17 protein-coding genes and 1 pseudogene are annotated in these 16,579 nt (G+C 60.4%); 12 read left to right on the plus strand and 6 right to left on the minus strand.

The features are described 5' to 3' along the window. Positions 1–39: 39 nt before the first annotated feature. Genes phnE through PCPL58_RS05450 form a run of 4 tightly spaced genes read right to left on the minus strand, consistent with a single transcriptional unit; the run spans position 40 to position 3,270 of the window. Positions 40–807 carry a phosphonate ABC transporter, permease protein PhnE gene (phnE, locus tag PCPL58_RS05435; RefSeq protein ID WP_065348973.1) on the minus strand — a complete coding sequence of 256 codons (768 nt, stop codon included), beginning with the start codon at positions 805–807 and terminating at the stop codon, positions 40–42. Further along, positions 804–1,631 carry a PhnE/PtxC family ABC transporter permease gene (locus PCPL58_RS05440; RefSeq protein ID WP_065348974.1) on the minus strand — a complete coding sequence of 276 codons (828 nt, stop codon included), beginning with the start codon at positions 1,629–1,631 and terminating at the stop codon, positions 804–806. Before PCPL58_RS05440 ends, phnE begins: the two co-directional genes overlap by 4 nt. Beyond that, a complete protein-coding gene (locus tag PCPL58_RS05445) occupies positions 1,625–2,422 on the minus strand; it encodes a phosphonate ABC transporter ATP-binding protein (RefSeq protein WP_065348975.1) in 798 nt (265 codons plus the stop codon). The genes PCPL58_RS05440 and PCPL58_RS05445 overlap by 7 nt, the downstream gene beginning before the upstream one ends. Beyond that, positions 2,419–3,270 carry a putative selenate ABC transporter substrate-binding protein gene (locus tag PCPL58_RS05450; protein WP_044310119.1) on the minus strand — a complete coding sequence of 284 codons (852 nt, stop codon included), beginning with the start codon at positions 3,268–3,270 and terminating at the stop codon, positions 2,419–2,421. The genes PCPL58_RS05445 and PCPL58_RS05450 overlap by 4 nt, the downstream gene beginning before the upstream one ends. Positions 3,271–3,505: 235 nt before the next feature. Between PCPL58_RS05450 and selD the strand changes: the two genes are divergently transcribed. From selD to PCPL58_RS05475, 5 genes and pseudogenes are all read left to right on the plus strand, one after another. Beyond that, positions 3,506–4,540, plus strand: coding sequence for a selenide, water dikinase SelD (selD, locus tag PCPL58_RS05455; RefSeq protein ID WP_065348976.1), 1,035 nt, complete (start codon positions 3,506–3,508; stop codon positions 4,538–4,540). Further along, positions 4,540–5,639: pseudogene (gene mnmH, locus PCPL58_RS05460) on the plus strand (tRNA 2-selenouridine(34) synthase MnmH). Before selD ends, mnmH begins: the two are co-directional and overlap by 1 nt. Positions 5,640–5,672: 33 nt before the next feature. Continuing rightward, entirely contained in the window at positions 5,673–6,437 is a 765-nt protein-coding gene (locus tag PCPL58_RS05465) for a sulfite exporter TauE/SafE family protein (protein WP_065348977.1), read from the plus strand. 195 nt (positions 6,438–6,632) lie between these two features. Then, the gene (gene mdaB, locus PCPL58_RS05470; protein WP_003371089.1) at positions 6,633–7,220 is read left to right on the plus strand and encodes an NADPH:quinone oxidoreductase MdaB; all 588 of its coding nucleotides are present in this window, start codon (positions 6,633–6,635) and stop codon (positions 7,218–7,220) included. Between the two features lie 58 nt (positions 7,221–7,278). Further along, positions 7,279–8,175, plus strand: a complete 897-nt coding sequence (locus tag PCPL58_RS05475) for a LysR family transcriptional regulator (RefSeq protein WP_065348978.1) — start codon at positions 7,279–7,281, stop codon at positions 8,173–8,175. Between the two features lie 89 nt (positions 8,176–8,264). Here PCPL58_RS05475 and PCPL58_RS05480 read toward each other — a convergent pair whose 3' ends face one another. Beyond that, the gene (locus tag PCPL58_RS05480) at positions 8,265–9,233 is read right to left on the minus strand and encodes a polyprenyl synthetase family protein (RefSeq protein WP_003344609.1); all 969 of its coding nucleotides are present in this window, start codon (positions 9,231–9,233) and stop codon (positions 8,265–8,267) included. 239 nt (positions 9,234–9,472) lie between these two features. Between PCPL58_RS05480 and rplU the strand changes: the two genes are divergently transcribed. From rplU to PCPL58_RS05505, 5 genes are all read left to right on the plus strand, one after another. Continuing rightward, positions 9,473–9,784, plus strand: a complete 312-nt coding sequence (rplU, locus tag PCPL58_RS05485) for a 50S ribosomal protein L21 (RefSeq protein WP_002551971.1) — start codon at positions 9,473–9,475, stop codon at positions 9,782–9,784. 32 nt (positions 9,785–9,816) lie between these two features. After that, on the plus strand, positions 9,817–10,092 hold the full coding sequence (rpmA, locus tag PCPL58_RS05490; RefSeq protein WP_002551972.1) for a 50S ribosomal protein L27: 276 nt from the start codon (positions 9,817–9,819) through the stop codon (positions 10,090–10,092). 216 nt (positions 10,093–10,308) lie between these two features. Next, complete coding sequence (gene cgtA, locus PCPL58_RS05495) at positions 10,309–11,532, plus strand: Obg family GTPase CgtA (protein ID WP_002551973.1); 1,224 nt, start codon at positions 10,309–10,311, stop codon at positions 11,530–11,532. A gap of 89 nt (positions 11,533–11,621) precedes the next feature. Beyond that, a complete protein-coding gene (gene proB / locus PCPL58_RS05500) occupies positions 11,622–12,740 on the plus strand; it encodes a glutamate 5-kinase (protein ID WP_003318792.1) in 1,119 nt (372 codons plus the stop codon). Positions 12,741–12,767: 27 nt separating this feature from the next. After that, a complete protein-coding gene (locus PCPL58_RS05505) occupies positions 12,768–13,238 on the plus strand; it encodes a CreA family protein (RefSeq protein WP_003435634.1) in 471 nt (156 codons plus the stop codon). A gap of 202 nt (positions 13,239–13,440) precedes the next feature. Here PCPL58_RS05505 and rpsT read toward each other — a convergent pair whose 3' ends face one another. Beyond that, on the minus strand, positions 13,441–13,719 hold the full coding sequence (gene rpsT / locus PCPL58_RS05510) for a 30S ribosomal protein S20 (RefSeq protein ID WP_003344603.1): 279 nt from the start codon (positions 13,717–13,719) through the stop codon (positions 13,441–13,443). A 250-nt stretch (positions 13,720–13,969) separates the two neighbouring features. Here rpsT and murJ point away from each other — a divergent pair, with 250 nt between their 5' ends. Further along, positions 13,970–15,508, plus strand: a complete 1,539-nt coding sequence (gene murJ, locus PCPL58_RS05515; RefSeq protein WP_065348979.1) for a murein biosynthesis integral membrane protein MurJ — start codon at positions 13,970–13,972, stop codon at positions 15,506–15,508. Between the two features lie 132 nt (positions 15,509–15,640). After that, complete coding sequence (gene ribF, locus PCPL58_RS05520; RefSeq protein ID WP_003371105.1) at positions 15,641–16,567, plus strand: bifunctional riboflavin kinase/FAD synthetase; 927 nt, start codon at positions 15,641–15,643, stop codon at positions 16,565–16,567. The last annotated feature ends 12 nt before the right edge of the window (positions 16,568–16,579 follow it).

Consider the following 16,579-nt stretch of genomic DNA (forward strand, 5'->3'; position numbering starts at 1 on the left):
GAGCTTCAGGGTCGTGGCGTTTTGCGTTCTAAGGTCTGCTCAGTTACGCACCCAACGCTGCCTGCTCCAACCGCTCAAAGCGTCGACGGCCAACACCAGTATCAGCATCGCCAGAATCACGGTACTGGCCTGCGCTTCCTGAAACAGGCTGAGGCTGACATACAGCATTTGCCCCAGACCGCCCGCGCCGACAAAGCCCAGCACGCTGGCCATGCGAATGTTGTTCTCCCAGCGATACAGCGTATACGCCAGCAGCTGTGGCCAGAGGTTGGGCAGGGTGCCGTAGCTGAACGCCTGCCAGGCGCTGCCGCCCTGCAGACGAATCGCTGCAGCGGGTTGCGGCGCGGTATTTTCCAGCGCCTCGGCAAACAGACGGCCCACAACGCCCGTGGTGTGAAGTGCCAGCGCCAGCGTGCCGGCATTGGGGCCGAGCCCGGCAGCCAGCACCATCAACACGGCCCACACCAGTTCCGGAATGGCGCGCAGCGCATTGAGCAGCAGACGGCTCAGGCTGCGCAGGAACCAGCCGAAGCGTCCGGCAGCGGGCAGTGCCAGGAGCAAACCTGCAATGGCGGCCAGCAATGTGCCGAGTGCAGACATGGCGAGGGTTTCCAGGGTGCCCTGGCCGATTGCCTGCAGATGAGGGGCGCTCAGGTCCGGGCTCATGAAGCGCAGCGCGTAACGGCCCATCTGCGTCAGGTTGTCGTGGCTGCCCAAGGTGAACAGGTCGAGGCCAAGGTACACAAACGATGCGATCACTGCCGCAATCATCGTCAGCACCAGCAGCAGATTGCCTGCGCGCTTCATGTGAACTGCCTGCGCAGCAAGCGGCTGAGCTGGTCGGCGAGCAGCACCAGCAGCAGGAAGGTCAGCAGCATGCTCGCCACTTCGTCACCGGCGAACATGCGCATCGACAGGTCGATCTGCTGACCCAGTCCGCCTGCGCCGACGAAACCCATGACCACCGAAGCGCGCACGGCGCACTCCCAGCGGTACACAGTGTAGGACGTCAATTCGGCTGCCGCGTTGGGCAGGATGCCGTAAGCCAGCGCGGCCAGGCGACCGCTGCCTGCCTGGAGCAGCGCGTGGGCCGGGCGTTGGTCCACCGATTCGAAAATCTCCGCGTACACCTTGCCGAGCATGCCCGCATAGGTGATGGCGATGGCCAGCACGCCGGCCGTCGGGCCCAGGCCGACCGCGCGCACGAACAGCAGCGCCCAGACGATTTCCGGCACGCTGCGCAGGAAGATCAATACTCCGCGTGTCGGCCAGCGCAGGCATTGGCTGAGCCAGCCGGGGCGGCCGCCGTGTGAGGCGGCCGACAACGACAGCGCTTTGCTGGCGAGCAGGCTTGCCGGAACGGCCAGCAGCAAGGCAAGGGCAATGCCGGCCGTCGCGATCGCCAGGGTTTGCAGCGTCGCATCCAGCAGCAGCCCCAGGAATTCCGCAGAGTGCGCCACCGGCCAGAACCCGGAGAGAAAGCTGCCCATCGTCCGCGCATTATCGGCTTGCAGCAGTACCAGCGGATTCAGTTCGGCCAGACGAACGCCCGGCCAGAGCAGGGCGACCGCCAGCAACGTCAGCAACAGGCGTGGCGTTGCCGCCGGGTCGCGCTGATCCCGACTCAGCATCGTGGCGTCCAGCGTGTTTCAGCCGCATCCGAAACCGCCTGAGGGCTGAGTTGTTCGTTGGCATACAGCGTGTCGAGATGCTCCCGGCCGACCTCGCTGGCGGCAAGGTCGAAGTGAATTCGCCCGTCGCGCACCCCGATGACCCGCGGAAAGTGTGCCAGCGCCAGTTCCACCGCATGCAGGCTGGCGACCAGCGTCACGTTGTGCTCGATGGCGTGCTGACACAGCAGCGCCAGGGTGTGATCGGCGAGGCGCGGGTCCATCGCCGAAACCGGCTCGTCGGCCAGCAGCAGTTCGGGTTGTTGATACAGGGCGCGGGCAATGCCGACACGTTGCAGCTGTCCGCCGGACAACTGCTGGCAACGCTCGAACAATTTGTCTGCCAGGTCCAGACGTGCCAATACCTCGCGGGTGCCGCTGATGTTGAGGGGATGCAGCAGGTTCAGCAGGCTTTTGCCCAGCCCCCACTGACCAAGCCTGCCCGCCGACACCGCAGTGACCACCCGTTGGCGCGCTGGCAACGGCGGTGCCTGATGAATCAGCGCAATGCGGCTGCGCAGGCGCTGGCGTCGTGTGCTGGAGAGCTGCCAGGGATCAGCCCCCAGCACCTGCAGTTGCCCGGCACTGGGCGGCAGAGCGCTGGCCAGCAGGTTGAGCAGCGTGGTCTTGCCCGCACCGGATGGCCCGATGATCGCCACCCGCTCGCCGCGATCAATGCTCAGGTCCAGGCCGCGCAACGCCAGTGTGCCGTCGCTATGGCGCAGCTCGATGCCGGACAGACGCAAGGTCATTTCAGCAGGTCGGCAGCGCGTGCGGCTTCTTCGATGCCTTTGTAGTTCTCGGGCTTGGTCTCGATGAAGCGGCTGGCGGCCTGAAGGTCGAGGATCGCCTTCTGCTCCGGGTTGGTCGGGTCGAGATCAAGGAAGGCCTGTTTGATTTTCGCTGCCAGTGCCGGGTCGAGGCTGCCGCGCACGGTCCAGTTGTAGTCGAAATAAGCCGGTGTGGTCTGGAAGACATGAACCTTGTTGGTGTCGACCTTGCCGCTGGCGACCAGTTTGTCCCAGACGCTGGCATTGAGCACGCCTGCATCGACCTTGCCCGCCTGAACCCACGCGGCAGTTGCGTCATGCGCACCGGAATAGGCGACGCGGCTGAAGAACGTTTCCGGTTTGATGTTTTCCTTGAGCATGAAATAACGCGGCATCAGGCTACCGGATGTCGATGACACCGAGCCGAAGGCAAACGTCTTGCCCTTGAGGTCCGCCAGGGTTTTCACGTCCGGATCGGAGGTGATGAATTTGCTGGTGAATTTGGCGTCCTGCTCACGCTGTACCAGTGGCACCGCATTACCGGTCTTGAGGTTGACCTGAACGAAGGTGAAGCCGCCCAGCCAGGCCATGTCGAGCCGGTCAGTGGCCAGCGCTTCGACCACTGCCGGGTAATCCGCGACTGGAACGAACTCGACTTTCATGCCCAGCCGTTGCTCCAGATAAGCACCCAGCGGCTTGAACTTGCGCAGCAGTTCGGTGGGCGCTTCGTCGGGAATGGCCGAGACGCGCAGGGTGTCGGCAGCGTGGCTGGTCAGGGCGGAGAAGGACAGGGCAAGGCCGGCGGCGAGCGCCAGGGTACGCTTGAGCATGGAGGTTCTCCGGTTCAATAGCGGAAAAAGGATAACGTGACGCCCGCCAGCACGAGCAGGCGGCGCTTCACAGGATTCGGTGGTGATGCGCGGGGATTATAAGAGGCATGGCGAGAAAGGCCAGTTCGGCAGATTCATCGCCCGAATGCACGATCGGCGCACGACGCGGTTTGCGCTGATAAGGGAACAGCCCCTAGACTCCACAGCCTGTTTCCCGGTAACCGAGAGTGTCGCAATGAATGAGCCAATCCGCCTGACCCAGTACAGTCATGGAGCAGGGTGTGGCTGCAAGATTTCCCCCAAGGTGCTGGACGTGATCCTCGCTGGCAGCGGCGCTCAGAACCTCGACCCCAGACTCTGGGTTGGCAATGCCTCGCGTGATGACGCAGCGGTCTATGCGCTGGATGACGAGCGCGGCGTGGTCTCGACCACGGACTTCTTCATGCCCATCGTCGATGACCCGTTCGACTTCGGCCGTATCGCCGCGACCAATGCCATTAGTGATATCTATGCGATGGGCGGCGATCCGCTGATGGCCATCGCCATCCTCGGCTGGCCGGTCAATATCCTCCCGCCAGAAGTGGCGCGTGAAGTTATTCGCGGTGGTCGTGCCGTCTGCGACGCTGCCGGTATTCCGCTGGCGGGCGGGCACTCCATCGACGCGCCGGAGCCGATCTTCGGTCTGGCGGTGACCGGCGTGGTGCAGAAAAAGCACATGAAACGCAACGACACTGCCCTGGCGGGGAGCACCTTGTACCTGACCAAGCCCCTGGGCATCGGCATCCTCACCACCGCCGAGAAGAAATCCAGGTTGCGCGATGAAGACATCGGTCTGGCGCGTGACTGGATGTGTACCCTGAACAAGCCGGGCAGCCGTTTCGGCAAACTCGAAGGGGTGCAGGCCATGACCGATGTCACCGGCTTCGGCCTGCTCGGGCATCTGGTTGAAATGGCGGACGGCGCAGGTCTGACCGCGCGTCTGGACTACGCTGCTGTACCGCGTCTGCCCGGCGTCGAGCATTACATTGCCGAGGGCTGTGTGCCGGGCGGCACATTGCGCAATTTTGAAAGTTACGGCGACAGGATCGGCACACTGACCGACGCCCAGCGTGACCTGTTGTGTGACCCGCAGACAAGCGGCGGTCTGCTGGTCGCGGTCAGCCCTGAAGGTGAAGCCGAGTTTCTGATCGTGGCCGCCGAACTGGGTCTGTTGCTCAACCCTATCGGCACCCTGCACGAGCGACAGACCCACGCCGTCGAGGTGTTCTGATGGCCGACAACAGCAGCGACTACCGCGCATTGTTTCTCAACGACGTGCCGATGATGGACGCTCGTGCTCCGGTGGAGTTTTCCAAGGGGGCTTTTCCTGGTGTGATCAACCTGCCGCTGATGAATGACATCGAGCGGCAGAAGGTCGGCACCTGCTACAAGCAACACGGCCAGGACGCCGCTATCCAGCTTGGGCATCAATTGGTCTGTGGTCAGGTCAAGGATGAACGCGTCAATGCGTGGGTCGAGTTCGCCAAGGCCAATCCGGATGGCTACCTGTTTGCTTTCGCGGCGGGCTGCGCTCGCAGACGGTACAGCGCTGGCTGAAGGATGCCGGGGTCGACTACCCACGGGTTCTTGGCGGCTACAAGGCGATGCGCACGTTCCTGCTGGATACCCTGCACGAGGCGGTGAGCGAATGCGAGATCGTCGTGCTCGGCGGAATGACCGGCACGGGCAAGACCGAAGTGTTGACGCAGCTGCGCAACAGCCTGGACCTGGAAGGCATCGCCAACCACCGCGGCTCCAGCTTCGGCAAGCGTGCCACCGGGCAACCGGCGCAGATCGACTTCGAGAACCGGCTGGCCATCGACCTGCTCAAGAAGCGCGCAGCCGGTATCGAACAATTCGTTGTGGAAGATGAAAGCCGTCTGGTCGGTAGTTGCAACGTGCCGCTGGAGCTGCACCAGGCGATGCAGGGCTGCGCGATGGTCTGGCTGGAAGACAGCTTCGAGAATCGCGTCGAGCGGATTCTCGATGATTACGTGATCAACCTCTGCGCAGAGTTCATCACCGTCAAGGGCGAAGAGCAAGGCTTTGGCCTGTTCGCCGAGCGTCTGTTGCAAAGCCTGAACAACATTCACAAACGCCTCGGTGGCGAGCGTCACCAGCGACTGTCGGGCCTTATGCAGGCGGCGCTGGAAGAACAGCAGCGCAGCGGGGCGGTTGATCTGCACCGTGGCTGGATCGAAGGGCTGCTCGGCGAGTACTACGACCCGATGTACGCTTACCAGCGCGAACACAAGGCGGCGCGTATCGAATTCGCAGGTGATCAAGCGCAAGTGCTGGCCTACCTGCGCGAGCGCTCAGTAAAAGGTTAAGCCTCGACCTCTATCCATCTGGCAAGGGACGCCATGCACTCGATTCTCGATTTCTATCAAACGCTGGGCTGGGGCCTTTCGGCTCTGGTGATCGGCACCTTTCTGCTGGCCGGAACGGTCAAGGGTGTCATCGGCCTGGGCTTGCCCACCGTGGCAATGGGATTGCTGGGGCTGGCCATGCTGCCGGCGCAGGCTGCGGCGCTACTGATCATCCCGTCGACGTTCACCAATGTCTGGCAACTGGCGACGGGTGGCAATCTGCGGCCTTTGCTGAAGCGGCTATGGCCGATGCTGAGCATGATTTTCATCGGCACTCTGGCCGGGGCGTTCTGGCTGGGCATGAGTGGCGGTCATTCAATGACCCGCGCGTTGGGTGGCGCGTTGTTTCTCTACGCACTGAGCGGGCTGTTTTTGCCGACCTTCAGGGTTGCTGCCGCTGCCGAGCGCTGGCTGGGCCCGCTGTGCGGTTTGATCACCGGGGTTATCGCTTCGGCCACCGGGGTATTCGTGATTCCCGTGGTGCCTTATCTGCAGGCGCTGGGGCTTGAGCGCGACCAGTTGGTCCAGGCGCTGGGGTTGTCGTTCACTGTCTCGACGCTGGCGCTGGCGGCGGGTTTGTCGTGGAACGGCGCACTGGGCGGCGCAGAGCTGGGCGCATCCACGCTGGCGCTGATTCCGGCCCTGTTGGGCATGCTGCTGGGGCAGTGGCTGCGTCAGCGAATCAGCGCGGTACTGTTCAAGCGTGTGTTCTTCATCGGCATGGGGCTGTTGGGGCTGCATCTGCTGATAAAGGGTTGAGCCTGATGGGGTAAACCCTTTAGCTGTTCACGCATTTCGGTCAATAGTCTTCCTGTCATTCGTGACTGTGAAGCAAGAGTATTTTGCCCTTTGCTGTCTTACTCATGGACGCACATCTCTTTACTCTCGGCTCATCCATTAATCACCTCCACCTCAGCCTCAAGACGGGCGGGGTCGGGTTGCGAGAGATCAGCCATGAAAAAAGTATTGTTCCTCAACGGCGGTAAACAGTTTGCGCACTCGGAAGGCCGCTATAACGCGACCCTGCACGAGGCGGGCGTAGCGTTCATGGACCGTGCCGGTTTCGATGTGAAGCAAACCTTCATTGACGGCGGCTACGACGTGGCCGAGGAAGTGCAGAAGTTTCTCTGGGCCGATGTCATCGTCTGGCAGATGCCTGGCTGGTGGATGGGGGCGCCCTGGACCGTCAAGAAATACATCGATGAAGTGTTCACCGAGGGCCACGGCAGCCTGTATGCCAATGACGGCCGTACGCGTTCGGATGCATCGCAGACATACGGCAGCGGCGGCTTGCTGCATGGCAAACAGTACATGATTTCGGCAACCTGGAATGCGCCACAGAAAGCCTTCGACGACCCGTCCGACTTCTTCGAAGCCAAAGGTGTCGATGCGGTCTACTTCCCGTTTCACAAGGCCAACGAGTTTTTGGGCATGACCGGCCTGCCGACGTTTCTGGCAGTGGACGTAATGAAAATGCCCAATGTCGAAGCAGACGTGCAGCGTTACCAGGCTCATCTGGCCAAGGTGTTTGCTGCGCAGTGAGCGCAACCTTTGCACTGAACAGCGTTAATATCCCCTGAGTGTTGAGCAGGGGACAACAATGAAAGCCCGATCCGATGAGTTACAGGTGTTTGTCTCGGTTATCGAAAGCGGTTCGATCTCCGCCGCAGCCGAGAAAATGGGCCAGACGCCCTCAGGCGTCAGCCGCACCCTGTCGCGTCTGGAAGCCAAGCTGGAAACCACGCTGATCAACCGCACTACGCGGCGCATGGACCTGACCGAGGAGGGCAAGTTCTTTCTGGAGCGTGCGCGTCACATCCTTGAGCAGATGGAAAGCCTCGAAGAACGGCTCTCCTCCTCCAGGCAGACGCCCGCCGGGCGCTTGCGTATCAACGCCGCGTCACCGTTCATGCTGCATTCCATCGTGCCGCACGTGGCAGAGTTTCGTCAGCGTTATCCGCATATCGAGCTGGAGCTCAACAGCGATGACTGGTTCATCGACCTGCTTGAGCAAAGCACGGATATCGCCATCCGCATCGGTGCGCTGTCCGACTCGACCCTGCATGCCCGCTCACTGGGCAGTTGCCTGCTGAATATCGTGGCCAGCCCGGCTTACCTGCAGCGCCACGGCAGTCCCAAAACTGCAGAGGAGCTGGCGCAGCACGTGCTGTTGGGGTTCACCCATGTAGAGGTCCTCAATCATTGGCCGTTGCGCCATGCCGGGGGCGATCGCCTGCCGATCAAGCCCTCCATCTCGGCATCAAGCGGCGACACCTTGCGCCACCTGGTGCTAGAGGGCGTGGGCATCGCCTGCCTGTCCGATTTCATGACTTGTGATGACCTGCGCGAGGAGCGGATGGTCTGTCTGTTGAAGGAGGCCAACAGCGGCTATCGTCAGCCGATCCATGCGGTGTATTACCGCAACTCTCGACTGGCACTGAGGATTCAGTGCTTTCTGGATTTCATGCAGGAGAAGCTTGAGGACTACGCGCGCTGAGGTCTTGAGTGCGTGTCCGGCTATTAATTGGCTTTCACCCGGGCAACAAAAAGCCCGTCACGCTGGACGGGCTTTTTACCGGGCGACTGTCAGTGCGTGCGGGCGACTGCAAACTCGCTCAGTTCGACCAGTGCGTCGCGGTACTCGCTGGGCGGCAGTGCGTCCAGGCAGGCAATGGCACGGGCCGCGTAGTCGCGGGCGAGCTGTGCGGTGTAATCGAGGGCACCGGCGCTTTCCACTGCGTTGCGGATGCTTTCCAGATCTTCCAGACCACCTTTCTGGATCGCCTGACGAACCAGTGCGGCCTGTTCCGGGCTGCCTTCACGCATGGTGTAGATCAGCGGCAGGGTCGGTTTGCCTTCGGCGAGGTCGTCACCGACGTTCTTGCCCAGTGTCTCGGCATCGCCACGGTAGTCCAGCAGGTCATCCACCAACTGGAAGGCCACACCCAGATGATCGCCGAACGTGCGCAGTGCTTCGCTCTGTTCCTGGGGGGCGTTGCACAGGGCCGCGGCGCTGTGGGTCGAGGCTTCGAACAGCATGGCCGTCTTGCCGCGAATCACTTCCATGTAGGTTTCTTCGGTGGTGCTGGCGTCACGAATCTTCGAGAGCTGCAACACTTCGCCTTCGGCGATGATGCGGGTTGCCTTGGACAGAATCTTCATGACCTCCATCGAGCCCAGTTCGACCATCATTTCGAACGAGCGCGAATAAAGGAAGTCGCCCACCAATACGCTGGGCGCATTGCCCCAGAGCGCGTTGGCGGTGGAACGACCGCGACGCATGCCGGACATGTCGACAACGTCGTCATGCAGCAGGGTAGCGGTGTGCAGGAATTCGATGGTGGCGGCGAGCAGGCGAACGTCATCGCCTTCGCGACCCAGTGCCTTGCCACACAGCAGCACCAGCAACGGGCGCAGGCGCTTGCCACCTGCCGACGTGATGTAATCACCGATTTTCGAGACCAGCGGTACGCGCGACGTCAGTTGCTTTTTGATGATAAGGTCAACGGCACTAAAGTCGTCCGCCACCGCGCGGTAGAAGGCTTGGGGTTGCATCAGCGACACGTGCTCCGGATAGGTTGCGCCGCATGCTAGGTCGCGGGGTAGAGCGTGTCAAGGTATGACGAGGCGCCTCTTGCAACACGCGAATGCCTTGCGTACAATCGCGCACCCTAACTTTCCTGGGCAGCACCTGCCTTACGCAATGCAAACGGGCCGTTCCAGCCCCATGCAGCCATGCCAGCCGATACTCTTCTTATAAAGAGCTGGGTGAGCAGGATTTTCGGAGAAATACCATGTACGCAGTAATTGTTACCGGTGGCAAGCAGTACAAAGTCGCCCCAGGTGAATACCTGAAAATTGAAAAACTGGAAATCGCTACTGGCGAATCCGTCACGTTTGACCGCGTTCTGCTGGTTGGCAATGGCGACGACGTCAATATCGGTGCTCCAGTTGTTGCTGGCGCTACCGTTGTGGCTGAAGTGGTTTCGCAAGGTCGTCACGATAAGGTTCGTATCATCAAGTTCCGTCGTCGTAAGCACCACATGAAGCGTATGGGCCACCGCCAGTGGTACACCGAGATCAAAATTACAGGTATTCAGGCTTAATTCAGCCTAATCCTCAACTGGAGAATTGACTCATGGCTCACAAAAAAGCTGGTGGTAGTACCCGTAACGGGCGCGACTCAGAAGCCAAACGCCTTGGCGTGAAGATGTATGGCGGCCAGGCTATCATCCCTGGCAACATCATCGTGCGTCAGCGCGGCACCCAATTCCACGCTGGCTACGGCGTTGGCATGGGTAAAGATCACACCCTGTTCGCGAAAGTGGAAGGCGTGATCAAGTTTCAAGTCAAGGGCGCCTTCGGTCGCCGCTACGTGAGCATCGTTCCGAAGACTGAAGTCTCCGCAGCGTAATCACGCAGTAGCTTAAGAGCCCTGTCTTGCGACGGGGCTTTTTTGTTTGTAGAGGTAGAGAGGCAGGTGAGTCTCTTGCAAAACTGTTTGTGCGGGCTGTTGTGATGTTGACCCGTGGGGTCGCTGGTTTCTGATCGGTATCGCAACGCTCATTTTTGCAAGAGTCTTATGTAATTTATGTGGTTCTGCTCGTCCCTGTGGCGGGAGGCGTGCGTTATGAAATTTGTAGATGAAGTTTCCATTCGAGTAAAAGCCGGTGACGGCGGCAACGGTTGCATGAGCTTCCGTCGCGAAAAATTCATTGAGAACGGTGGTCCCAACGGTGGTGATGGTGGTGATGGCGGCTCGATCTTCATGGTCGCCGATGTCAACCTGAACACGCTGGTCGACTACCGTTACACCCGTCACTTCGACGCCGAGCGCGGCTCCAACGGTGGCAGCGCCGACTGCACCGGTCGCAAGGGTGAAGAGCTGGTGCTGCGTGTGCCGGTCGGGACCACCATCATCGACGCTACTACTCAGGAAATCATCGGTGACCTGACCAAGGATGGTCAGCGCCTGATGGTTGCCCAGGGCGGCTGGCACGGTCTGGGTAACACCCGATTCAAGTCCAGTACCAACCGCGCTCCGCGCCAGACCACACCGGGCAAGCCGGGTGATCAGCGTGATCTCAAGCTCGAGCTGAAAGTGCTGGCCGACGTCGGTCTGCTGGGCCTGCCCAATGCGGGCAAGAGCACCTTCATCCGTTCGGTGTCTGCGGCCAAGCCAAAGGTTGCCGACTATCCGTTCACCACGCTGGTGCCGAACCTCGGCGTGGTCAGTGTCGATCGCTGGAAAAGCTTTGTGGTTGCTGACATTCCAGGTCTGATCGAGGGTGCATCCGACGGCGCAGGCCTGGGGATTCGCTTCCTCAAGCACCTGGCGCGTACTCGTCTGTTGCTGCACCTCGTCGATATGGCGCCGCTGGATGAAAGCAGTGCTCCGGATGCTGCAGAAGTGATCGTCAACGAACTGGAGAAGTTCAGCCCGTCGCTGGCCGAGCGTGATCGCTGGCTGGTGCTGAACAAGTGCGATCAGATTCTTGAAGAAGAGCAGGAGGCGCGCAAGCAGGAAATCGTCGATCGTCTGGAGTGGACCGGCCCTGTTTACGTGATCTCGGCAATTGCCAAAGAAGGCACCGAGCAGCTGACTCGCGACATCATGCGTTACCTCGAAGAGCGCAGCCAGCGTATCGCCGAAGAGCCTGGTTACGCTGAAGAGCTGGCCGAGCTCGATCAGCGCATCGAAGATGAAGCCCGTGCCCAGTTGCAGGCACTGGACGATCAGCGTGCCCTGCGTCGCAGTGGCGTGAAGAGCGTTCATGACATCGGTGACGATGACTGGGATGAGGAAGACGTGGACGATGAAGACGGTCCGGAAATCATTTACGTCCGTGACTGATCGCTTGAAGTAAACTTGAACGCCGCTACGATTGTTAGCGGCGTTTTTGTATCCCGAATTTGAAAATCTCTGGCTAGGGTTGGAAGAAGATGCGCAGCAAAGTGACGGGCGCCCAGCGCTGGGTTGTGAAGATTGGCAGTGCCTTGCTGACGGCTGATGGCAAGGGCCTGGATCGCAACGCCATGGGTGTTTGGGTGGAGCAGATGGTGGCGCTGCACGAGGCGGGTGTCGAGCTGGTACTGGTGTCTTCCGGGGCGGTGGCTGCCGGCATGAGCCGTCTTGGCTGGACGGCCCGACCCAGTGCCATGCATGAGCTTCAGGCTGCTGCGGCCATCGGTCAGATGGGCTTGGTGCAAGCGTGGGAGTCGAGCTTTGCCGAGCATGGCCGGCATACCGCGCAGATCCTTCTGACCCACGATGACCTGTCGGATCGCAAGCGCTACCTGAATGCCCGCAGCACCCTGCGCACGCTGGTCGAGCTTGGGGTTGTGCCGGTCATCAACGAAAACGACACGGTGGTTACCGACGAAATCCGTTTTGGCGATAACGACACGCTGGCTGCGCTGGTTGCCAATCTGGTCGAGGCTGATCTGTTGGTCATCCTGACCGACCGTGATGGCATGTTCGACGCCGATCCGCGCAACAACCCGGAGGCGCAGCTGATCTACGAAGCGCGTGCCGATGATCCGGCGCTGGATGCAGTGGCGGGTGGTACGGGCGGTGCGCTGGGTCGCGGCGGCATGCAGACCAAGCTGCGTGCAGCGCGTCTGGCGGCGCGCTCCGGTGCGCATACTGTCATCGTCGGTGGGCGCATCGAGCGCGTTCTGGCGCGACTCAAGGGTGGCGAGCGGTTGGGTACGCTGCTGTCCCCTGAGCGTGGCATGCTCGCAGCGCGCAAGCAGTGGCTGGCAGGGCATCTGCAGACCCGTGGTACGCTGGTGCTGGATGATGGCGCGGTTGCGGCGCTGGCCAAGGATCAGAAAAGCCTGCTGCCGGTGGGCGTCAAACTGGTCCAGGGCAGCTTCCGGCGTGGCGAGATGGTGGTATGCGTTGCCCCGGACGGTCGCGAGATCGCTCGCGGGCTGAGTAATTACAGTGCCATCGAAGCCCAGAAAATCATTGGTCACTCTTCCGAATCCATCGTGCGCGAGCTGGGCTATATGGCCGAGCCCGAGCTGATTCATCGGGATAACCTGATCCTCGTCTGACTCAAGGCTGCAAAAAAGGACTATTTGATGCGTTTCATTAAAGGTTTATTAGCGGCCGCGTTGCTGATGCCGGTGCTGGTTTCGGCCGAAGAGATCGGTCAGGTGTCGACCGTGTTCAAGATGGTCGGGCCCAACGATCGAATTGTGGTCGAGGCGTTTGATGATCCCAAGGTGGACGGGGTGACGTGCTACCTGTCACGCGCCAAGACGGGTGGCGTGAGGGGCGGTCTGGGATTGGCCGAGGACCGTGCCGAGGCGTCTATCGCCTGTCGTCAGGTCGGGCCGATCCGTTTCAAGGAAACCCTCAAGGACGGCGACGAGGTGTTCAAGGAGCGTACCTCGCTGGTCTTCAAGACCATGCAGGTGGTGCGTTTCTTCGACAAGAAGCGCAATGCGCTGGTGTACCTGGTCTATAGCGATCGGGTCATCGAAGGCAGCCCGCAGAATGCCGTGACCGCCATTCCTATCCTGCCATGGACAACCGCGCCCGCGCCTTGATGTGGCTCAGGGGTGGACGCAGGGCGTCCAGAATGGCATGCCGATGCGGAGCGTCGCACGATAGTTGAATTATCGTTCCTCACGCTCCAGTGTGGGAATGCCTGTCGTGACGCTCTGCATCACAAGTTTCCGTTGCGCCGGCTACTTTCCAGCAGGCAATAAAAAACCGACCCTGAGGTCGGTTTTTTAACAAGCGGGTCGCTTAGGCTGCAGCAGCAAGGCTCAGAGCCTTGATGTGACCGTTCAGACGACCTTTATGGCGAGCAGCCTTGTTCTTGTGGATGATGCCTTTATCGGCCATACGGTCGATAACAGGAACAGCCAGAACATAAGCGGCTTGCGCTTTTTCTGCGTCTTTTGCGTCGATGGCTTTAACTACATTCTTGATGTAGGTACGAACCATGGAACGCAGGCTGGCGTTGTGGCTGCGACGCTTCTCAGCCTGTTTTGCACGTTTTTTGGCGGAAGGTGTGTTGGCCACCGTCGAGCTCCTCGAAAGACTTTGTGAAATAGCAAACAAAATAGGCCGCGAATCATGCCGATGAGTTGAAGTCTTGTCAAGGGCAGTTAAGGTGTTCCGCTGAGTGGTTGCTACATTTGACTGGAGGATTTATTTCCGGCCTGTGACCTGTAAACTCGCGGCCTTTGCTTCGGGCATTTTTGCGGCGCGAAGTATTGCATAAATGGCTGGCTTTATCGCCCATCCTTTGCCGAGGCGCACAACTCTTTCAATGAATCTACTCAAGTCACTCGCCGCCGTCAGCTCTATCACCATGGTTTCCAGGGTTCTGGGCTTTGTTCGCGACACCATTATCGCGCGCACTTTCGGGGCCGGAATGGCCACGGATGCGTTCTTCATCGCCTTCAAACTGCCCAATCTGCTGCGCCGTATTTTCGCCGAGGGTGCCTTTTCCCAGGCATTCGTGCCGATCCTGGCCGAATACAAGAGCCAGCAGGGGGAGGAGGCGACGCGTACCTTCATTTCTTATGTCACCGGACTGCTGACTCTGGCGCTGGCCCTGGTGACGCTGCTCGGGGTGATCTTTGCGCCCTGGGTGATCTGGGCCACCGCGCCCGGCTTTGTCGACACCCCGGAGAAATTCGCGCTCACCTCGGACCTGCTGCGCGTGACCTTTCCTTATATATTGCTGATCTCCCTGTCCTCGATGGCCGGCGCGATCCTCAATACCTGGAACCGCTTCTCGGTGCCGGCGTTCGTGCCTACGCTGCTCAACGTCAGCATGATTTTCTTCGCGCTGTTCCTGACGCCGTATTTCGATCCGCCGGTCATGGCGCTGGGCTGGGCGGTTCTGGTCGGTGGCCTGCTGCAACTGCTTTACCAACTGCCGCACCTGAAAAAGATCGGCATGCTGGTGCTGCCGCGTCTGAATCTGCGCGACACCGGAGTATGGCGGGTAATGAAACAGATGCTGCCTGCCATCCTTGGCGTTTCTGTCAGTCAGATTTCTCTGATCATCAACACGATCTTTGCCTCGTTCCTCGTCGCCGGCTCGGTGTCATGGATGTACTACGCCGACCGCCTGATGGAGCTGCCTTCCGGCGTGCTGGGTGTGGCGCTGGGGACGATTCTGCTGCCGATACTGTCCAAAACCTACGCGCAGCGGGATTGCCAGGAATACTCGCGGATTCTCGACTGGGGCCTGCGACTGTGTTTCGTGCTGGTTCTGCCTTGCACGCTGGCGCTGGGGCTGCTTGCCGAACCGTTGACCGTTTCGCTGTTTCAGTATGGTAAATTCGACTCGCTCGACGCGGCCATGACTCAGCGTGCGCTGGTCGCCTACTCGGTCGGGTTGCTGGGGATCATCCTGATCAAGGTGCTGGCCCCCGGTTTTTATGCTCAACAAAATATCCGCACCCCGGTGAAAATCGCGATCTTCACCCTCATAGTGACTCAATTGCTCAACCTGGCCTTCATCGTGCCCTTGCAGCATGCCGGTCTGGCGCTGGCGATCAGTGTGGGGGCGTGCATCAATGCCGGGTTGCTGTTCTGGCAGTTGCGCAAGCAGGATCTGTTTCAGCCGCAGCCTGGCTGGACGAAGTTCCTGTTCAAGCTGGTAATTGCCGTCGCGATGATGTCGGCGGTGCTGTTGGGGCTCATGCATGTCATGCCTGCATGGGACGAAGGTCATATGCTGGAGCGTTTTCTGCGTCTGGGTGCGCTGGTTGCAGCCGGCGTCGTGACCTATTTCGCCATGCTTCTTTTATTAGGCTTCCGCCTCAGGGATTTCGCCCGCAAAGCCATTATGTAGGGCGCGTCGCAGCGGTTGACCTTCGGTTTTTGTCGCCACACGCCGAGAACCTTCATCCGGTCTTGGTGTGTTGCCTGTCGTCCACGGCCGTGTGTGGTTATAATCGGCCACTTTATGAGCAAGAAGTGCGTTATGCAGCTGGTTAGAGGCCTTCACAACCTGCGCCCCGAACATCGGGGCTGCGTCGCCACGATTGGCAATTTCGACGGCGTTCATCGCGGCCACCAGGCTATCCTGGCGCGTCTGCGCGAGCGTGCAGTCGAACTGGGTGTGCCCAGTTGTGTAGTGATCTTCGAGCCGCAGCCGCGTGAGTTTTTTGCGCCCGAAACGGCGCCGGCCCGTCTGGCCCGTCTGCGTGACAAGCTCGAGCTGCTGAGTGCCGAAGGCGTTGACCGGGTACTTTGCCTGTCCTTCAATCAGCGTCTGTGCAAGCTCAGCGCGGCCAGTTTCGTCGAAACCGTGCTGATCGACGGTCTGGGTGTTCAACACCTTGAAGTGGGCGACGATTTTCGTTTTGGCTTCGACCGGGTCGGTGACTTCGACTTCCTGCAACAGGCCGGCACGACGTATGGTTTTACCGTAGAGGCGGCGCAGACCGTTGAAATAGATGGCATCCGGGTCAGCAGTACCAAGGTGCGCAAGGCTTTGGCTGCGTCGGACTTTGCCCTGGCCGAGCGCATGCTCGGTCGTCCGTTTCAGATCGCCGGGCGGGTATTGCACGGCCAGAAGCTGGCACGTCAGCTGGGTACGCCCACCGCCAACGTGCAACTCAAGCGTCGTCGTGTGCCGCTGAGCGGGGTCTATCTGGTCAGCACGGAGATCGATGGCAAAGCCTGGCCGGGGGTCGCCAACATCGGCGTACGCCCGACGGTAACGGGTGATGGCAGTGCCCACCTTGAAGTGCATCTTCTGGATTTTGCCGGCGATCTTTATGACCGGCGTTTGACGGTGGCTTTCCACCACAAGCTGCGTGATGAGCAGCGTTTCGCCTCACTGGAGGCGCTCAAGACGGCGATCAATGCGGACGTCGCCGCCGCCCGTGCCCATTGGCATGGCTAACCGCTAAACAAG

It is taken from the genome of Pseudomonas cerasi, from assembly GCF_900074915.1.
Taxonomy (GTDB): Bacteria; Pseudomonadota; Gammaproteobacteria; order Pseudomonadales; family Pseudomonadaceae; genus Aquipseudomonas; species Aquipseudomonas cerasi.

Excerpts from the sequence above, each read along its gene's own strand:
- phnE (WP_065348973.1), bottom strand. The coding sequence starts at position 807 with ATGAAGCGCGCAGGCAATCTGCTGCTGGTGCTGACGATGATTGCGGCA.
- PCPL58_RS05440 (WP_065348974.1), bottom strand. The coding sequence starts at position 1,631 with ATGCTGAGTCGGGATCAGCGCGACCCGGCGGCAACGCCACGCCTGTTG.
- PCPL58_RS05445 (WP_065348975.1), bottom strand. The coding sequence starts at position 2,422 with ATGACCTTGCGTCTGTCCGGCATCGAGCTGCGCCATAGCGACGGCACA.
- PCPL58_RS05450 (WP_044310119.1), bottom strand. The coding sequence starts at position 3,270 with ATGCTCAAGCGTACCCTGGCGCTCGCCGCCGGCCTTGCCCTGTCCTTC.
- selD (WP_065348976.1), top strand. The coding sequence starts at position 3,506 with ATGAATGAGCCAATCCGCCTGACCCAGTACAGTCATGGAGCAGGGTGT.
- PCPL58_RS05465 (WP_065348977.1), top strand. The coding sequence starts at position 5,673 with ATGCACTCGATTCTCGATTTCTATCAAACGCTGGGCTGGGGCCTTTCG.
- mdaB (WP_003371089.1), top strand. The coding sequence starts at position 6,633 with ATGAAAAAAGTATTGTTCCTCAACGGCGGTAAACAGTTTGCGCACTCG.
- PCPL58_RS05475 (WP_065348978.1), top strand. The coding sequence starts at position 7,279 with ATGAAAGCCCGATCCGATGAGTTACAGGTGTTTGTCTCGGTTATCGAA.
- PCPL58_RS05480 (WP_003344609.1), bottom strand. The coding sequence starts at position 9,233 with ATGCAACCCCAAGCCTTCTACCGCGCGGTGGCGGACGACTTTAGTGCC.
- rplU (WP_002551971.1), top strand. The coding sequence starts at position 9,473 with ATGTACGCAGTAATTGTTACCGGTGGCAAGCAGTACAAAGTCGCCCCA.
- rpmA (WP_002551972.1), top strand. The coding sequence starts at position 9,817 with ATGGCTCACAAAAAAGCTGGTGGTAGTACCCGTAACGGGCGCGACTCA.
- cgtA (WP_002551973.1), top strand. The coding sequence starts at position 10,309 with ATGAAATTTGTAGATGAAGTTTCCATTCGAGTAAAAGCCGGTGACGGC.
- proB (WP_003318792.1), top strand. The coding sequence starts at position 11,622 with ATGCGCAGCAAAGTGACGGGCGCCCAGCGCTGGGTTGTGAAGATTGGC.
- PCPL58_RS05505 (WP_003435634.1), top strand. The coding sequence starts at position 12,768 with ATGCGTTTCATTAAAGGTTTATTAGCGGCCGCGTTGCTGATGCCGGTG.
- murJ (WP_065348979.1), top strand. The coding sequence starts at position 13,970 with ATGAATCTACTCAAGTCACTCGCCGCCGTCAGCTCTATCACCATGGTT.
- ribF (WP_003371105.1), top strand. The coding sequence starts at position 15,641 with ATGCAGCTGGTTAGAGGCCTTCACAACCTGCGCCCCGAACATCGGGGC.